At 69.8% G+C, this 16,140-nt stretch carries 15 protein-coding genes; 12 read left to right on the top strand and 3 right to left on the bottom strand.

Annotation, left to right across the window (positions count from 1 at the left end; all coding sequences use genetic code 11):
• The first annotated feature begins 125 nt into the window (after positions 1 to 125).
• The 6 genes from STARVERO_RS02185 (at position 126) to STARVERO_RS02160 (ending at position 6,398) form a co-directional block, all read left to right on the top strand.
• On the top strand, positions 126 to 413 hold the full coding sequence (locus tag STARVERO_RS02185; RefSeq protein WP_144343992.1) for a sarcosine oxidase subunit delta: 288 nt from the start codon (positions 126 to 128) through the stop codon (positions 411 to 413).
• Complete coding sequence (locus tag STARVERO_RS02180) at positions 410 to 3,388, top strand: sarcosine oxidase subunit alpha family protein (protein WP_159597752.1); 2,979 nt, start codon at positions 410 to 412, stop codon at positions 3,386 to 3,388. Before STARVERO_RS02185 ends, STARVERO_RS02180 begins: the two co-directional genes overlap by 4 nt.
• A complete protein-coding gene (locus STARVERO_RS02175) occupies positions 3,381 to 4,019 on the top strand; it encodes a sarcosine oxidase subunit gamma (RefSeq protein ID WP_144343990.1) in 639 nt (212 codons plus the stop codon). The genes STARVERO_RS02180 and STARVERO_RS02175 overlap by 8 nt, the downstream gene beginning before the upstream one ends.
• 108 nt (positions 4,020 to 4,127) lie before the next feature.
• On the top strand, positions 4,128 to 4,997 hold the full coding sequence (gene purU, locus STARVERO_RS02170) for a formyltetrahydrofolate deformylase (RefSeq protein WP_144343989.1): 870 nt from the start codon (positions 4,128 to 4,130) through the stop codon (positions 4,995 to 4,997).
• Between the two features lie 10 nt (positions 4,998 to 5,007).
• The gene (gene folD / locus STARVERO_RS02165; protein WP_144343988.1) at positions 5,008 to 5,880 is read left to right on the top strand and encodes a bifunctional methylenetetrahydrofolate dehydrogenase/methenyltetrahydrofolate cyclohydrolase FolD; all 873 of its coding nucleotides are present in this window, start codon (positions 5,008 to 5,010) and stop codon (positions 5,878 to 5,880) included.
• Between the two features lie 125 nt (positions 5,881 to 6,005).
• A complete protein-coding gene (locus tag STARVERO_RS02160) occupies positions 6,006 to 6,398 on the top strand; it encodes a GFA family protein (protein ID WP_159597751.1) in 393 nt (130 codons plus the stop codon).
• Here the strand turns inward: STARVERO_RS02160 and sthA are convergent.
• On the bottom strand, positions 6,395 to 7,789 hold the full coding sequence (gene sthA / locus STARVERO_RS02155) for a Si-specific NAD(P)(+) transhydrogenase (protein WP_159597750.1): 1,395 nt from the start codon (positions 7,787 to 7,789) through the stop codon (positions 6,395 to 6,397). The two genes, STARVERO_RS02160 and sthA, sit on opposite strands and share 4 nt — an antisense overlap.
• A gap of 170 nt (positions 7,790 to 7,959) precedes the next feature.
• Here sthA and STARVERO_RS02150 point away from each other — a divergent pair, with 170 nt between their 5' ends.
• The 5 genes from STARVERO_RS02150 to glnT all read left to right on the top strand — a co-directional run bounded on the left by STARVERO_RS02150 (position 7,960) and on the right by glnT (position 13,163).
• Positions 7,960 to 8,622, top strand: coding sequence for a helix-turn-helix domain-containing protein (locus tag STARVERO_RS02150; protein ID WP_244616501.1), 663 nt, complete (start codon positions 7,960 to 7,962; stop codon positions 8,620 to 8,622).
• Between the two features lie 130 nt (positions 8,623 to 8,752).
• Entirely contained in the window at positions 8,753 to 9,634 is an 882-nt protein-coding gene (locus STARVERO_RS02145; RefSeq protein WP_144343984.1) for a class II glutamine amidotransferase, read from the top strand.
• The gene (locus tag STARVERO_RS02140; RefSeq protein WP_159597749.1) at positions 9,631 to 10,356 is read left to right on the top strand and encodes a GltB/FmdC/FwdC-like GXGXG domain-containing protein; all 726 of its coding nucleotides are present in this window, start codon (positions 9,631 to 9,633) and stop codon (positions 10,354 to 10,356) included. The genes STARVERO_RS02145 and STARVERO_RS02140 overlap by 4 nt, the downstream gene beginning before the upstream one ends.
• Positions 10,357 to 10,367: 11 nt before the next feature.
• Positions 10,368 to 11,705 carry an FMN-binding glutamate synthase family protein gene (locus tag STARVERO_RS02135; RefSeq protein ID WP_144343982.1) on the top strand — a complete coding sequence of 446 codons (1,338 nt, stop codon included), beginning with the start codon at positions 10,368 to 10,370 and terminating at the stop codon, positions 11,703 to 11,705.
• Positions 11,706 to 11,846: 141 nt separating this feature from the next.
• Positions 11,847 to 13,163 carry a type III glutamate--ammonia ligase gene (glnT, locus tag STARVERO_RS02130; protein WP_144343981.1) on the top strand — a complete coding sequence of 439 codons (1,317 nt, stop codon included), beginning with the start codon at positions 11,847 to 11,849 and terminating at the stop codon, positions 13,161 to 13,163.
• On the opposite strand, the gene STARVERO_RS02125 is transcribed toward glnT, so the two are convergent.
• Positions 13,112 to 14,011 carry a DUF1194 domain-containing protein gene (locus STARVERO_RS02125; protein WP_159597748.1) on the bottom strand — a complete coding sequence of 300 codons (900 nt, stop codon included), beginning with the start codon at positions 14,009 to 14,011 and terminating at the stop codon, positions 13,112 to 13,114. The two genes, glnT and STARVERO_RS02125, sit on opposite strands and share 52 nt — an antisense overlap.
• Positions 14,012 to 14,200: 189 nt before the next feature.
• On the opposite strand from STARVERO_RS02125, the gene STARVERO_RS02120 reads away from it, so the two are divergent.
• Complete coding sequence (locus STARVERO_RS02120) at positions 14,201 to 14,596, top strand: winged helix-turn-helix domain-containing protein (protein ID WP_159597747.1); 396 nt, start codon at positions 14,201 to 14,203, stop codon at positions 14,594 to 14,596.
• A 9-nt stretch (positions 14,597 to 14,605) separates the two neighbouring features.
• Here the strand turns inward: STARVERO_RS02120 and STARVERO_RS02115 are convergent, their stop codons facing one another.
• Entirely contained in the window at positions 14,606 to 16,063 is a 1,458-nt protein-coding gene (locus STARVERO_RS02115) for a helix-turn-helix domain-containing protein (protein ID WP_144343978.1), read from the bottom strand.
• Positions 16,064 to 16,140 lie beyond the last annotated feature (77 nt).

Genomic DNA, 16,140 nt, shown 5'->3' with positions numbered 1-16,140 from the left:
GCTCGGCCCAGGGTCGGGCATCCACGCCTTCGGCGCGGCAGGAATACGTGGATGGCCAGGTCAAGCCCGGCCATGACGGTGACTCTGCCGGCAGCGTTGATCGTTCTTCCCGGAGACCGCACCTGATGCGTATCCCCTGCCCCTATTGCGGCGAGCGCGACGCCCACGAGTTCAGCTATCTCGGCGACGCCACGCTGGTGCGGCCCGACCCGGCGGCGGTGGACGCGCAGGACTCCGCGCTCGCCGACCGCTTCCACGACTACGTCTATCTGCGCGACAACCCGGCCGGGGCGCACCGCGAATGGTGGTACCACGCCAATGGCTGCCGCCAGTGGGTGCGCGTGACGCGCGACACCCGCAACCACGCCATCGCCGGCGCCAGCCTCGCCCGCGAGCCGGGAGACGCCGCATGAGCCGCCCCGACAAGAACCGGCTGGCGAGCGGCGGCCTGATCGACCGCGCCGCGCCCCTCTCCTTCCGCTTCGACGGCCACAGCTACCGGGGCTATGCCGGCGACACGCTGGCCTCGGCGCTGCTGGCGAACGGCGTGCGCCTCGTCGGCCGCTCGTTCAAGTATCACCGCCCGCGCGGGATCTTCTCGGCCGGCGCCGAGGAGCCCAACGCCCTCGTCGAGCTGCGCTCCGGCGCGCGGCGCGAGCCGAACACCCGCGCCACCGTGGTCGAGCTGTTCGACGGGCTGGAGGCGACCAGCCAGAACCGCTGGCCCTCGCTCGGCCTCGACGTGCTGAGCGTGAACCGCTTCCTCTCGCCCTTCCTCGGGGCCGGCTTCTACTACAAGACCTTCATGTGGCCGGCGAGCTTCTGGGAGAAGCTCTACGAACCGTTCATCCGCCGCGCCGCCGGCCTCGGCCGAGCCGCCGCGGAGGCCGACCCCGACCATTACGAGAAGGCCACCGCCTTCTGCGACGTGCTGGTGATCGGCGCCGGCCCGGCGGGCCTGATGGCGGCGCTGGCGGCCGGGCGCACCGGCGCCCGCGTGATCCTCGCCGACGAGGATTTTTTGCCCGGCGGCCGGCTGAATGCCGAGGCGCACGAGATCGGCGGGCAGCCGGGTGCCGCCTATGCCGCGCATGTCGCGGCGGAGCTGGCGAGCCTGCCCAATGTGCGGGTGATGACGCGCACCACCGTGTTCGGCGCCTATGACAGCGGCACCTATGGCGCGCTGGAGCGGGTGGGCGACCACCTGCCCGTGCCGGCGCCCTTCCAGCCGCGCCAGCGGCTGTGGCGGATCATCGCCCGGCGCGCCGTGCTCGCCGCCGGCGCCACCGAACGGCCCATCGTGTTCGGCGGCAACGACCGGCCCGGCGTGATGCTGGCCGGCGCGGTCGGCACCTATGTGCAGCGCCACGCGGTGCTGCCGGGCCGGCACATCGCGCTCTTCGCCAACAACGACGACGCCTGGCGCGGCATGCTGGCGGCCAGCGAGGCGGGCGCGCGCGTCGAGGCCATCGTCGACGTGCGCGAGGAGGTCTCCCCCGCCCTCGTCGAGGCGGCCCGCGCGCGCGACATCCGCGTGCTCGCCGGCTCGCGCGTCATCGCCACGCAGGGACGCAAGCTGCGCACGGTCGACGTCGCCACGCCGCGCGGCCGCGAGCAACTCGTCGTCGATACGCTGGCGGTCTCCGGCGGCTGGTCGCCGGCCGTGCACCTGACCTGCCACCATGGCGGCAAGCCGGTGTGGAACGAGGCCATCGCCGCCTTCGTGCCGGGCGCCTCCCCGGCCGGGCTCACCGTCGCCGGCGCCGCCAATGGCAGCTTCGGCCTCGGCGCGGCGCTGCGCGAGGGCGCGGCGCAGGGCGCGGAGGCCGCCGAGGCGCTCGGCTTCCCGGTGCCGCCGCTCGACGTGCCGGCGGTGGAGGACGAGGCGTTCGCGTTCCAGCCCTTCTGGCATGTCGCGGATTCGAAGGGCGCGGCCTTCGTCGACCTGCAGAACGACGTCACCGCCAAGGATGTCGGCATCGCCCACAAGGAGGGCTTCCGTTCGGTCGAGCATCTCAAGCGCTACACGACGCTGGGCATGGCGACCGACCAGGGCCGCACCTCCAACGTCACCGGCCTCGCCATCATGGCGAGCCTCACCGGTGCCTCGATCCCCGAGACCGGCACGACGATCTTCCGCCCGCCCTACACGCCCGTCTCGCTGGGCGCGCTGGCCGGGCACCATCGCGGCAAGGATTTCCGCCCCGTCCGCCTCACCCCCACCCATGAATGGGCGGCGCGGCAGGGCGCGGTGTTCGTCGAGACCGGGGCGTGGCTGCGCGCGCAGTATTTCTCGCGCAAGGGCGAAAAGGACTGGCTGGAGACGGTGACGCGCGAGGTGACGGCGGTGCGCTCTTCCGTCGGCCTGATCGACGTCTCGACCTTCGGCAAGATCGACCTTCAGGGGCCGGACGCCGGGAGCTTCCTCGACCGCGTCTACATCAACGGCTTTTCGGCCCTCGCGGTGGGCAAGGCGCGCTACGGCGTGATGCTGCGCGAGGACGGCATGGTGATGGACGACGGCACCACGGCGCGGCTCGGCCCCGAGCACTACGTGATGACGACGACCACCGCCAACGCCGCCAAGGTCTACCAGCACCTCGAATTCTGCCTGCAGGTGCTGTGGCCGGAGCTCGACGTCGCCATCGCCTCGATTTCCGAGCAATGGGCGCAGATCGCCATCGCCGGCCCGCGTTCGCGCGAGGTGCTGGCGCGCGTGGTCGACGCGGACGTCGACGTCTCCAATGAGGGGCTGCCCTTCATGGGCGCCGTCGAGGGCCGGGTGATGGGCGGGGTGAAGGCGCGGCTCTTCCGCCTCTCCTTCTCCGGCGAGCTCGGCTACGAGATCGCGGTGCCCGCCCGCCATGGCGTCGCGCTGGCCGAGGCGCTGATGGCGGCCGGCGAGGAATTCGGCATCACCCCCTACGGCACCGAGGCGCTCGGCGTGATGCGCATCGAGAAGGGCCACGTCTCCGGCAACGAACTGTCCGGCCAGACCACGGCGCGCGACCTCGGCCTCGGCCGGATGGCCTCGACCAAGAAGGACTATATCGGCCGCGTCATGGCCGGCCGGCCCGGCCTCGTCGATCCGGCGCGGCCGGGCTTCGTCGGCTTCCGGCCGGTGGAGCGTGCGCGGCGGCTGCGGGCGGGGGCGCATTTCCTGTCGCTCGGCGCGAGGCCGGAGACGGCCAATGACGAGGGCTACATGACCTCCGTCGCCTATTCGCCGCATCTGGGCCACTGGATCGGCCTCGGCCTGCTGGTGCGCGGGCCGGAGCGGATCGGCGAGCGGGTGCGCGCCTATGACCCGGTTCGCGGCGAGGAATTCGAGGTAGAAGTCTGCGCGCCCGGCTTCATCGATCCGGAAGGGGAGCGTCTGCGTGGCTGACCGTTCGTCTCATGACCCGCTTCACGATCCGCTTGCCGGCATCGCCTTCGACCGCGTGCCGCCGGCCGGCGCCTATGGCGCGGCGGGCGAGCCCGGCGTGGGCGTGTCCACCGCCGAGGAGCCCTTCATCGCGCTGGCCGTCGCCCGGCAGGGCCACGCGGCGAGCGTGGTCGAGCGCCTGCGCCGCGCGCTCGGCGTCGAGCTGGCCGACCGGCCGCACGCGGCGATCGAGGGCGGCACCACCGTCGTCGGCACCGCGCCGGGACGCTTCCTCGTGCTGTCGCGCAGCGAGCCCGACCTCGCCGGCACGCTGCGCGCGGTGCTCGGCACCGAGGCGGCCGTGACCGAGCAGGGCGACGGCTATGTGACCTTCGACCTTTCCGGCCCCCGCGTTCCCGACCTTCTCGCCAAGGGCGCGCTGGTCGACCTCGACCCGCTCGTCTTCCGCGTCGGCGATGCCGCGACCACGGTGATCGCGCATATCGGCGTGACGCTGTGGCGGACGGGCGAAACTTCCTACCGGCTGCTCGTCGCCCGCAGCCTGGAGGCGGCCTTCACCCGCTTCCTGATCGCCAGCGGTGCCGAATACGGCCTGCGTCTCGAAAACCAAGGTTCCGGCGGCCGAGGTTGACGGCGGCGCGTCGCGCGCTTCCACGAACACCTCATCTCCCCTAAAACCCGCCCGGCGCGCGCATCACCATCGCCCTTGCCGCCGCCGGCGTTTCGACGAGACAGATCCATGACCGAGAGCACCCAACCCTACGTCCTCACCTTCTCCTGCCCCGACCGTCCGGGCATCGTCGCCGCGGTGGCCAGCTTCCTGTTCGAGCATGGCGGCAACATCCTGGAGGCGCAGCAGTTCGACGACACCGAGAGCGGCCGCTTCTTCATGCGGGTGATGTTCGACCGCGAGGCGGGCTCGGACTCGCTGGAGGCGCTGAAGGCCGAGTTCGCGGACGTGGCCGATAAGTTCTCGCTCAACTGGCGCCTGCGCCCGCGCAGCCAGAAGCGCCGGGTGATGCTGCTGGTCTCCAAGTTCGACCACTGCCTCGCCGACCTGCTCTACCGCTGGCGCATCGGCGAGATCCCGATGGAGATCGTCGCCATCGTCGCCAACTATCCGCGCGAGACCTACGCCCATCTCGATTTCGGCGACATCCCGTTTCACTACCTGCCGATCACCAAGGCGACCAAGATGGAGCAGGAAGCCCAGGTGTGGGAGCTGTTCCAGAAGAGCGGCGCCGAGGTGGCCGTGCTCGCCCGCTACATGCAGGTGCTCTCCGACGGGCTCTCGGCCAAGCTTTCCGGGCGCTGCATCAACATCCACCACTCCTTCCTGCCCGGCTTCAAGGGCGCCAAGCCCTACCACCAGGCGCATGAGCGCGGGGTGAAGCTGATCGGCGCCACCGCCCATTACGTCACCTCCGACCTCGACGAAGGCCCGATCATCGAGCAGGACGTGGAGCGCATCACCCATCAGGACACCGCCGAGGACCTCGTGCGCAAGGGGCGCGACATCGAGCGCCGCGTGCTGGCCCGGGCACTCGCCTGGCACCTCGACGACCGGGTGGTGATGAACGGCCGCAAGACCGTCGTGTTCCGCGACTGAGGAGGCTCCGATGGTCGAGACCCGCCTGATCGACGGCAAGGCCTTTGCCGAAGGGCTGCGCAAGCGCGTGGCCAGCGACGTCACCGCGTTCCACGCCGCGACCGGCGTGACGCCGGGGCTCGCGGTGGTGCTCGTGGGCGAGGATCCCGCGAGCGCGGTCTATGTGCGCAACAAGGGCAAGCAGACGGTCGAGGCCGGAATGGCCTCCATCGAGCACAAGCTGCCGGCCACGACGACGCAGGCCGAATTGCTGGCGCTGATCGCCGCGCTCAACGCCGAGAAGGACGTGCACGGCATCCTCGTGCAGCTTCCCCTGCCCGGCCATATCGACGCGCAGGCGGTGCTCGCCACCATCGACCCCGCCAAGGACGTGGACGGCTTCCACGTGGTGAATGCCGGCCGGCTGGCGGTCGGGCTCGACGCGCTGGTGCCCTGCACGCCGCTCGGCTGCGTGATGCTGCTGAAGGACCGGCTGGGCTCGCTGAGCGGGCTGGAGGCGGTCGTCGTCGGCCGCTCCAACATCGTCGGCAAGCCGCTCGCCCAGCTGCTGCTGCGCGAGGACTGCACCGTCACCATCGCCCATTCGCGCACCCGCGACCTGCCCGAGGTCTGCCGGCGCGCCGACATCCTCATCGGCGCGGTGGGCCGGCCGGAGATGATCCGCGGCGCGTGGATCAAGCCCGGCGCCACGGTGATCGACGTCGGCATCAACCGGGTCGACAAGCCGGGTGGCGGCACGCGGCTCGTCGGCGACGTGGCCTTCGACGAGGCGCAGGGCATCGCCGGCGCCATCACGCCGGTGCCGGGCGGCGTCGGCCCGATGACCATCGCCTGCCTGCTGCAGAACACGCTGACGGCGGCGCGGCGGCAGCTCGGCGCGTGAACCCTTCCGCCGCCGCGTTGAAGCGCGGGGCGGCGGGCGCTACCTAGTCCAGTCACACGCGGCGTCATCGCCCCCTCGCGTCGAGGCGGATGCTGGCGCCGCGCGCTTTTGGGAGGAGGCGCAGCATGGACCGGTTCATGGGTGGCTGCCTGTGCGGCAGCGTCCGGCTCGTGGCGACGGGGCGCCCCTACCGGGTCGGGCTGTGCCACTGCCTCGACTGCCGCAAGCATCACGGCGCGCTTTTCCACGCCTCGGCGGTGTTCCCGCAGGACGCGGTGACGATCGACGGCGAGACACGCGACTATGCCGGGCGCTTCTTCTGCCCCCGCTGCGGATCGTCGGTGTTCGGGCGCAGCGGGGACGAGATCGAGGTGAACCTCGGATCGCTGGACGCCCCCGACCAGTTGACGCCGACCTACGAGCTCTGGACCGTGCGGCGCGCGTCCTGGCTGCCGCCGTTCCCGCTCGCCCGCCACTACGCGCGCGACCGCGACACGGCGGGCCGCTTCGAGGATTAGGCCCGCGTCATGCGGTTCCACGCGTCGAGGCCGGCGATCTTGTAGGCCTCGGCGAGGGTGGGATAGTTGAAGGTGTTCTCGATGAAGTAGTCGATGGTGCCCTTCAGGTTCAGCACCGCCTGACCGATGTGGATCAGCTCCGTCGCGCCCTCGCCGACGATGTGCACGCCGAGCAGGCGGCGCGTCTTCACCGAGAAGATCATCTTCATCATGCCGTTGCTGAGGCCCATGATGTGGCCGCGCGAGGTCTCGCGGAAGCGGGCGATGCCGCATTCATAGGGAATCTCGCGCCGGCGCACCTCCTCCTCGCTCATGCCTACCGTCGACATCTCCGGCACCGAATAGATGCCATAGGGGAAGAATTCCGGCGGCGGGGGTGGCTGGAGGCCGAAGGCGTGGCAGGCGGCGACGCGGCCCTGCTCCATCGAGGTGGAGGCGAGGCTGGGGAAGCCGATGACGTCGCCGGCGGCGTAGATGTGCGGCACCGCGGTCTGGAGCGTCTTCGGATCGACGCCGATGCGCCCGCGATGATCGACGGCGAGCCCGGCCGCGGGAAGGTTCAGCCGGTCGGTGGCGCCGACCCGGCCGGCGGCGAAGAGCAGCATGTCGGACTGCACCGAGCGCCCGTCCGCCAGCCGGCAGACCGGCCGCTCGTCGGCACCGAGCTCGATGGCGGTGACCGCGGCGCCGAAGCGCAGCCCGACATTGCGGTCGCGCAGCTCGTGGACGAACTCCTCGATCAGCTCCTTGTCGATGAAGTCGAGGAAGCTGTTGCGGGGCTCGATCAGCGTCACCGCCACGTCGAGCGCCGAGAAGATCGAGGCATATTCGACACCGATGACCCCGGCGCCGATGACGGTGAGGCTGCGCGGCAGCTTCGGCAGGTCGACGATCTCGTCGCTGTCGAACACCGTGCGGCCGTTGAAGGGCACGTAGTCCGGCCGGAAGGGCCGCGTGCCGACGGCGATGAGGACGTGCTCGCCGGTATAGGTGTCGACGTCGCCGTTCTCCTCGGTGATCTCGACGGTGTGCGGATCGAGGAAGCGGGCCTCGCCCCGCGCGGTCTTCACGCCATTGCGGGCGAACTGGTGCTCCAGCACCTCGACCTCATGGTCGAGCGTCTTGTGCAGACGCGCCATCAAGTCGCCGGCACCGATGTCCTGCTTCACCCGGTAGGAGCGGCCGTAGAAGCCGCGCTCGCGCCAGCCGGAGAGGTTCAGCACGGTCTCGCGCAGCGTCTTGGAGGGGATGGTGCCGGTGTGGACGGAAACGCCGCCGACGCGGCGGCCCTTCTCGACGACCAGGACGGACCGGCCGATCTTGGCGGCCTGCACGGCGGCGCGGCGCCCGGAAGGGCCGCTGCCGATGACAATCATGTCGTAATCATACATGGAAGACGCCAAACCATTTGCGGGCAGCAGGGATTACCGTCATCGATGCACGATGAATGCCAAGCTTCGATGACGGCGGGCGGCACGCGGCGCCCGGCTTTTGTCACTGGCAGGCTTGGCTTTTGCCGGCGGAAAGGCTCCCATTGTCCGCGACACGGAGAGACGCCGAATTGACCGACACGTCACGCAAGCCGGCCGCGCGCGCCGAGGCCGCGGAGGATCTGAGCACCGGCTCGGGCGCGCCGCTCGCCAATGAGCGCACGCTGGAACAGGCACTGGGCCTGCAGGTGCGCTCGCTGCGCCGCGACCTCGACCTCACCGTCTCCGACGTCGCCAGCGCGGCGGGAATCTCCGTGGGGATGCTGTCGAAGATCGAGAACGGGCTTATTTCGCCCTCGCTGGCAACGCTGCAATCCATCGCCACCGTGCTGAACGTGCCGATCTCCACGCTGTTCTCCAGCTTCGAGGAGAAGCGCGACTGTTCCTTCGTGCCGGCCGGACAGGGCGTGCACATCGAGCGGCGCGGCACCAAGGTCGGCCACCAGTACGAATTGCTGGGCCACGCGCTGGGCGGGGAAGTGGCGGTCGAGCCCTATCTCATCACGCTGAGCGAGGAGGCGGTGCCCTATACCGGCTTCCGCCATGCCGGGGTGGAGTTCATCCACATGCTGACCGGCGAGGTGGTCTACCGCCACGGCGACCGGGCCTACCACCTGAGGCCCGGGGATTCGCTGCTGTTCGATTCCGCCGCCACGCACGGGCCGGAAGAGCTGGTGGTGCGGCCGATGACCTATCTGTCGATCATCATCTACCCACGCGAGCCGGAGCGGTAAGACGCCCCTTTTCCCCGCCCCATGTTTTCCTCAGAAGAAAATATTATTCTCAACTGATTGACGCCCGCGCCGGCGGCTCCTAAAAGGTTGGGCACGTCCTTCCACACCCTTCCCTGCCAGGAGTTCCGCCATGTGCGGCATTGTCGGCCTTTTCCTGAAGGAGCCGAAGCTGGAGCCCGAACTCGGGGCCCTGCTGTCGGAGATGCTCGATATCATGTGCGACCGGGGGCCGGATTCCGCCGGCTTCGCGGTCTATGGCGCGGGCACGCCCGGCTTCGTGAAGCTGACCCTGCGCGGCCCGGCCGGCACGGACTTCGCCGCGCTCGGCGGGCAGATCGGCCATCTCGTCACCCCGCGCGATACCCACGCGGTACTGAGCGTGCCGGCGGCCGAGGAAGCCGCCGTGCGGGCGGCGCTGGCGCGCATCGCGCCCGAAGTGCGGGTGGTGGGCGCGGGCAACCGCATGGAGCTCTACAAGGAGGTCGGGCTGCCGGCCGACGTCGCCAAGCGCTTCAAGCTGGAAACGATGAGCGGCACCCACGCCATCGGCCACACTCGCATGGCGACCGAGAGCGCCGTGACCACGGACGGCGCGCATCCCTTCTCCACCGGCCCGGACCAGTGTCTGGTGCATAACGGCTCGCTGTCCAACCATGCCGGCGTGCGCCGGCTGCTCGCCCGCGAGGGGCTGAGCGTGAACACCGAGAACGACAGCGAGGTCGCGGCCGCCTACCTCACCTACCGCATGCGCGGCGGCGACACGCTGGGCGAGGCACTGGAGCATTCGCTCGACGACCTCGACGGCTTCTACACCTTCGTCGTCGGCACCGAGACCGGCTTCGGCGTGCTGCGCGACCCGATCGCCTGCAAGCCGGCCGTCATGGCCGAGACGGACAGCTACGTCGCCTTCGCCTCCGAATACCGCGCGCTCGCCGGCCTGCCGGGCATCGAGACGGCACGGGTCTTCGAGCCGGAGCCGGCCAAGGTCTATTTCTGGGATCGCGCAGCATGAACCTCAAGCTGAAGCCTGCCGTCTCGGACGGCGAAACCTTCTTCGACCTCGCGCAGGCCCCGCTGCGCGAGCTGAACGCGGCGCTGCACAAGCTCACCGCCGACACCAACGAGACGCACTGGAAGGTGTTCAACCCCGCCGGCCGTCACGCCGTCGCCGCCGGGCTCGACGCCCCGGTCACGGTCGAGATCGACGGGCCGGTCGGTTACTACTGCGCCGGCATGAACAAGGAGGCGCGCGTGATCATCAACGGCAATGCCGGCGTCGGCGTCGCCGAGAACATGATGAGCGGCTTCGTGCATGTGAAGGGCGACGCCAGCCAGTCGGCCGGCGCCACCGCCCATGGCGGCCTGCTCGTCGTCGACGGCAACGCCTCGGCCCGCTGCGGCATCTCGATGAAGGGCATCGACATCGTGGTGAAGGGCTCGGTCGGCCATATGAGCGCCTTCATGGCACAGGCCGGCACCCTCACCGTGCTGGGCGACGCCGGCGAGGCGCTCGGCGACAGCCTCTACGAGGCGAAGCTGTTCGTGCGCGGCTCGGTGGCCGGCCTCGGGGCCGACTGCATCGAGAAGGAAATGCGCGAGGAGCACAAGGCGCTGCTCGCCGCCAAGCTCGAGGCCGCCGGCATCCTCGGCGAGGTCGATATCTCCGAGTTCCGCCGCTATGGCTCAGCGCGCACGCTCTACCATTTCCACGTCGACAACGTGTCGAGCTACTGAGGGCGACGGCGATGACCGACCACAGCAACACGCCGCGCACCACCCCCCGCGCCTCCTCCACCTTCGACGCCTACACGCTCTCGGAGATCCGCCGCGCGGCGGCGACCGGCATCTACGACATCCGCGGCGGCGGCGCAAAGCGCAAGGTCCCGCATTTCGACGACCTGCTCTTCCTCGGCGCCTCCATGTCGCGCTACCCGCTGGAAGGCTACCGCGAGAAGTGCTCGACGGAAGTCGTGCTCGGCACGCGCTTCGCCAAGAAGCCGATCGAGCTGAAGATCCCGATCACCATCGCCGGCATGAGCTTCGGCTCGCTCTCGGCCAACGCCAAGGAAGCGCTCGGGCGCGGCGCCTCGGCGATGGGCACCTCCACCACCACCGGCGACGGCGGCATGACCAATGAGGAGCGCGGGCACTCCACCCAGCTCGTCTACCAGTACCTGCCCTCGCGCTACGGCATGAACCCGGACGACCTCAAGCGCGCCGACGCCATCGAGGTGGTGGTCGGCCAGGGCGCCAAGCCCGGCGGCGGCGGCATGCTGCTCGGCCAGAAGATCACCGAGCGCGTGGCCAAGATGCGCACCCTGCCGGTGGGCATCGACCAGCGCTCGGCCTGCCGCCACCCGGACTGGACCGGGCCGGACGATCTCGAGATCAAGATCGAGGAGCTGCGCGAGATCACCGACTGGGAGAAGCCGATCTATGTGAAGGTCGGCGCCGCCCGCCCCTATTACGACACGGCGCTGGCCGTGAAGTCGGGCGCGGACGTGGTGGTCGTCGACGGCATGCAGGGCGGCACGGCGGCGACGCAGGAGATCTTCATCGAGCATGTCGGCATCCCGACGCTGGCGGCGGTCCGCCAGGCGGTGAAGGCACTGCAGGACCTCGGCATGCACCGCAAGGTGCAGCTCATCGTCTCCGGCGGCATCCGCAACGGCGCGGACGTGGCCAAGGCGCTGGCACTCGGCGCCGACGCGGTGGCCATCGGCACGGCGGCCCTCGTCGCGCTCGGCGACAACGACCCGCGCTGGGAAGCCGACTACGAGGCGCTGGGCACCACCGCCGGCGCCTATGACGACTGGCACGAGGGCCGCGACCCCGCGGGCATCACCACGCAGGACCCGGCGCTGATGACCCGGCTCGACCCGATCGCCGCCGGCCGCCGGCTCGCCAACTACCTCGCCGTGCTGACGCTGGAGTGCCAGACCATCGCGCGCGCCTGCGGCAAGAGCCACGTCCACAACCTGGAGCCGGAGGACCTGGTGGCGCTGACCATCGAGGCCGCCGCCATGGCCAACGTGCCGCTGGCCGGCACCAGCTGGATCCCGGGCAGCACCGGCAGTTTCTGAAACCCTTGAACCCCGCGCCTCGGCGCGGGGTTTGCACGTCCACGCCGAGAATATGCCGCCCTGCGCGCTGAGCGCGACGCGAACCCTGTCGAAGCTACGAGCCCGAACGGGCCGGGGAACAGCACGAAACCGGAATGAACCATGGCCACTGAACTCGCCACCGCCGACCTGAAGCACGCCGCCAAGGAACTCGGCATCAAGTACTTCCTGATCTCCTATGTCGACCTGTTCGGCGCGCTGCGGGCCAAGCTGGTCCCGGCGACCGCCATCGGCGGCATGCAGAAGTCCGGCGCGGGCTTCGCCGGCTTCGCCACCTGGCTCGACATGAGCCCGGCCGACGCGGACCTGTTCGCCGTGCCCGATCCGCAGAGCCTGATCCAGCTTCCCTGGAAGCCGGAAGTGGGCTGGCTCGCCTCCGACCTCGTGATGAACGACGAGCTGGTCGCCCAGGCGCCGCGCAACGTGCTGAAGACCACCATGCTGGGCGCCGACTCGGTCGGCTACCAGATGAAGACCGGCGTCGAGTGCGAGTTCTTCCTGACCAACGCCGACGGCACGAAGATCTCCGACGCCGCCGACAACGCCACCAAGCCCTGCTACGACCAGTCCGCCCTGATGCGCCGCTACGAGGTGATCAAGGAGCTGTGCGACTGCATGCTGGCGCTGGGCTGGGGGCCGTACCAGAACGACCATGAGGACGCCAACGGCCAGTTCGAGATGAACTGGGACTTCGACGACGCGCTGGTGACGGCCGACCGCCACGTCTTCTTCAAGTACATGGCCCGCGCCATCGCGGAGAAGCACGGCCTGCGCGCCACCTTCATGCCCAAGCCCTTCATCGACCTGACCGGCTCGGGCTGCCACATGCACACCTCGCTGTGGGCCGGCGACACCAACCTGTTCGAGGACGAGGCGGGCGAACTCGGCCTCTCCGATCTCGGCTACAACTTCATCGGCGGCCTGATCCACTCGGCCGACGCCATCTGCGCCTTCACCAACCCGACGGTGAACTCCTACAAGCGCATCAACGCGCCGCGCACCGTCTCCGGCGCCACCTGGGCGCCGAACACCGTCACCTATACCGGCAACAACCGCACCCACATGATCCGCATCCCCGATGCGGGCCGGCTGGAGCTGCGCCTGCCGGACGGCGCCGCCAACCCCTATCTCGCCCCCGCCGCCGTGCTCGCCGCCGGCCTGGACGGCATCCAGAACCAGCGTGATCCGGGCAAGCGGCTCGACATCAACATGTACACGGACGGGCACAAGGTGCGCGGCGCCAAGAAGCTGCCGCTCAACCTGCTCGACGCCATCCGCGCGCTGGAGAAGTCCTCGGTGCTGCGCAACGCCCTCGGCGCGCCGCTGATCAACGGCTACACCAAGCTGAAGACCGAGGAGTGGGACGCCTATTCGCGCCACCTCACCCAGTGGGAGCGCGACAACACGCTCGATATCTGAGCGTTCGGCGCCGTTCCGACGGCGGACGCCTCGCCGGTGCCGCGCGCCTGCCGCGCCGGCGCCGGCATCCCTGCGATCTCGCGCACCAGCTTGTCGCGGATCGCCTGCGCGTAGTGCGCGCGGGACTTCACCGGCACGACGAAGGCGCCGGGACCGCCGATGACCTGCGTCTCGAAATAGGCGACGAGTTCGTCATTCGACACGAGGCTCAGCGTGGCCGCCTCGTCCACGCCGACACTGCCGAAGGGCACCGTCTCGGCCGCGTCGCGATAGACGATGGGCAGGCCGTTGATGACGATGCCGCGCGCCAGCACCTCCCGCCGCACCACCTCGAGCGGCTCGCCGCGATTGCTCATGCCGTCGCCGGACACGTCGATCACCCATCGCTCGCCCTCGTAGGAATTGCGCTCGAACAGCCGGGCGCCGAAGGCGAGCGCGTTGCCGAGCGCCGTTCCGTAGGTGAGCCGGCCGGGAAAGGTCCCGGCCAGCCGTTCCGCGAAGGTAAAGGCCGAGGCCGGGCTGTCGATGAGCGTCCACGGCACCACAACGCGCTGCCGGTCGGCGCTCCCCCATTCCACATAGACGACGGCGATGCGCCGGCGCGCGCCGCGCGCGATGGCGCGCTGCACCTCGGCGCTGCGGAAGGCGGCGACGAAGCCGTCGCGCTGGAGGCGTTTCTCCTCGATGTCCATCGAGGTCGACACGTCGCTGGCGATCACCAGTTCCAGATCGACCGGCATGTCGCCGGCTTGGGTGGCGTCGAAGGCGGCGCTCTCCTCCGGAACCTCGCGTGCCTCGCCGCCCCACACGCCGGCGGACAGCGCAAGAAGCGTGGCGCAAAAGTACACTATCACTTCAGGCGTAGGGCGCGATGCATTGTGCATGAGCATTTCCTGTGTCGTCTTAAGACGATCTGCTCGAAGAGCCCCAAGGGTCCGGGGGAATTGTTGCGACATTATTTGATCTGAGGCGTCGTGAACGTGCACGATCCTTCGCGCGTCGCGACCGCCGGTAAGGTGCGGGGGAGATGGACGCGCATGAACGGGAGAGGCACCGAGCCGGCGGCCAGACTGTGCTTTGCCGAGATGATCTTCGACGCGGAATTGCTCTGGGCGGCGCGCCCGCGCGGGCGAAGGGTGCGCTTCACGCGCTCGGAGCGCGCCGTGCTGGCGGCGCTGATCCGCAACGCGCACCGGATCATGACGCGCAACCAGCTGCTGGACGCCATTTCGGGCGTCGGCTCGGACGCCGCCGAGCGCAGCATCGACTTCCTCATCAACCGGCTGCGCGGCAAGCTGGGCGACGATGCCCGCCGCCCGCGCTTCATCGCCACGCAGTATGGCGAGGGCTATGTGTGGATCGCCGAACCCCGGCGGGAGAAGGCCGAGGGGAAGCTCCCGAGAGGAAAGACCGGCGCCAACGGGGCGGCGTGAGCGGCCGCCTCACTCCCGCACGGCGAAGGGCACGACGTCGCGGCGGTCCGGGTCGAGCACGATCTCGCGGTCGAGCGGCGGGAAAGCCCGCTCCGGGCAGGCGGCGCGGGGGCAGATGCGGCAGTTGACGCCAAGCGGGGCCAGAGCCGCCGATTTGAGGTCCAGCCCGTCCGCATAGACGAGCTCGGCGGCATAGGAGATCTCGCAGCCGATGCCGAGCGCGAAGCGCCGCTCGCGCTGGCCGTGGCGGATCGCCGGCTTGGAAGTGCCGCGCGCCAGGCACAGGTAACGCGCCCCGTCCGGCATCTCTCCGACCTGCACAAGGGTGCGCGAGGGCTGCTCGAACGCCTCGTGCACGTTCCACACCGGGCAGGCGCCGCCATAGCGGGCGAACTGGAAGCGGGTGGCGCTGTGGCGCTTGATGACGTTGCCGGCGCGATCGACCTTCAGGAAGTAGAAGGGCACGCCCTTCTCGCCCGGCCGCTGAAGGGTCGAGAGGCGGTGGCAGACCTGTTCCAGGCTCGCCCCGGTCATCGTGGCGAGAAGGTCGAGATCGTGCCGCCTCTCCCGCGCCAGCCGGGCGAAGCGGCGATAGGGCAGCAGCAGCGCCCCGGCATAGTAGTTCTGCAGCGACAGCCGGCAGACCTCGCGCGCCGTGGCGCTGCGGAAGCCCGCATCGACGACATGCCGGTCGATGGAGTCGCTCTGCTCGAAACGGGCGATCAGCGTCCCGAGGCGGAAGGCCTGGCTGGCGCGGTCGAGCGTGCGCGCGAGCGTCGCCACGCGACGGTGGCGGTCATAGGCGAGCAGGGGTGCGTCGAGCCGGTCGGCGGGCGCCATGTCGACGACGATGTCGTGGCGCTGGCGCAGATGCTGGACCAGAACCGGCACCGCGTCGTCGCGGGCGAAGAGGTCGAGCGCGGCGTTGCGCTCCTCCGCCGCCCGGTCGAGGCCGTCGACATAGTTGTCGATGTAGTGGAAGTGGTCGCGCACCTCCTCATAGGGCGCGAGGTTGCGGGTCTCCTCCTGCGGCGCGCCGCCATCCACCTCGCGCGCCACCGACACCACCGCGTCGTCGAGCGCGGCGCGGCGTTCCTCCAGCCGGCGCATGGCGCCGTGCAGGCGCAGGAAGGCATGGGCGAAGGCGGGGGCGTGGGTGGTGGCGTTCTTCAGGTCCTGCAGGCTGGGCTCCAGCCCGCGGAACACCGGATCAGCCAAGGCCTCGCGCAGGTCCGCAACGATACGGTCGAGATCGTCGGCGCCGAAACGTGTAATGTCGAGGTCGAAGGTGCGGCTGATGGCGAGCAGCACCGCGGCCGTCACCGGGCGCTGATTGCTCTCGATCTGGTTGATGTAGCTCGGCGAAAGGGAGAGCCGGCGGGCGAAATCGATCTGCGTGAGCCCCAGCCTCTCGCGGACATTGCGCACCGCGTGGCCGGCGAACACCTTCTTCGACATGCCGGCCATGGCCGTCCCGCGTCCCGTCTTCGATTTTGTGAAAATTTTACAATTTTACGATCCGCATTTTCACAGCTTATGTTTTG

This window comes from Starkeya nomas (assembly GCF_902703545.1).
GTDB classification, from domain to species: domain Bacteria; phylum Pseudomonadota; class Alphaproteobacteria; order Rhizobiales; family Xanthobacteraceae; genus Ancylobacter; species Ancylobacter moscoviensis.
The sequence above is the reverse complement of the archived record's forward strand: the minus strand, read 5'-3'. Positions and strand labels throughout refer to the sequence as shown.

Bases quoted from the DNA above. Each gene is read 5' to 3' on its own strand.
- STARVERO_RS02185 (WP_144343992.1), top strand. From the start codon at position 126: ATGCGTATCCCCTGCCCCTATTGCGGCGAGCGCGACGCCCACGAGTTC.
- STARVERO_RS02180 (WP_159597752.1), top strand. From the start codon at position 410: ATGAGCCGCCCCGACAAGAACCGGCTGGCGAGCGGCGGCCTGATCGAC.
- purU (WP_144343989.1), top strand. From the start codon at position 4,128: ATGACCGAGAGCACCCAACCCTACGTCCTCACCTTCTCCTGCCCCGAC.
- folD (WP_144343988.1), top strand. From the start codon at position 5,008: ATGGTCGAGACCCGCCTGATCGACGGCAAGGCCTTTGCCGAAGGGCTG.
- STARVERO_RS02160 (WP_159597751.1), top strand. From the start codon at position 6,006: ATGGACCGGTTCATGGGTGGCTGCCTGTGCGGCAGCGTCCGGCTCGTG.
- sthA (WP_159597750.1), bottom strand. From the start codon at position 7,789: ATGTATGATTACGACATGATTGTCATCGGCAGCGGCCCTTCCGGGCGC.
- STARVERO_RS02145 (WP_144343984.1), top strand. From the start codon at position 8,753: ATGTGCGGCATTGTCGGCCTTTTCCTGAAGGAGCCGAAGCTGGAGCCC.
- STARVERO_RS02140 (WP_159597749.1), top strand. From the start codon at position 9,631: ATGAACCTCAAGCTGAAGCCTGCCGTCTCGGACGGCGAAACCTTCTTC.
- STARVERO_RS02135 (WP_144343982.1), top strand. From the start codon at position 10,368: ATGACCGACCACAGCAACACGCCGCGCACCACCCCCCGCGCCTCCTCC.
- glnT (WP_144343981.1), top strand. From the start codon at position 11,847: ATGGCCACTGAACTCGCCACCGCCGACCTGAAGCACGCCGCCAAGGAA.
- STARVERO_RS02120 (WP_159597747.1), top strand. From the start codon at position 14,201: ATGAACGGGAGAGGCACCGAGCCGGCGGCCAGACTGTGCTTTGCCGAG.
- STARVERO_RS02115 (WP_144343978.1), bottom strand. From the start codon at position 16,063: ATGGCCGGCATGTCGAAGAAGGTGTTCGCCGGCCACGCGGTGCGCAAT.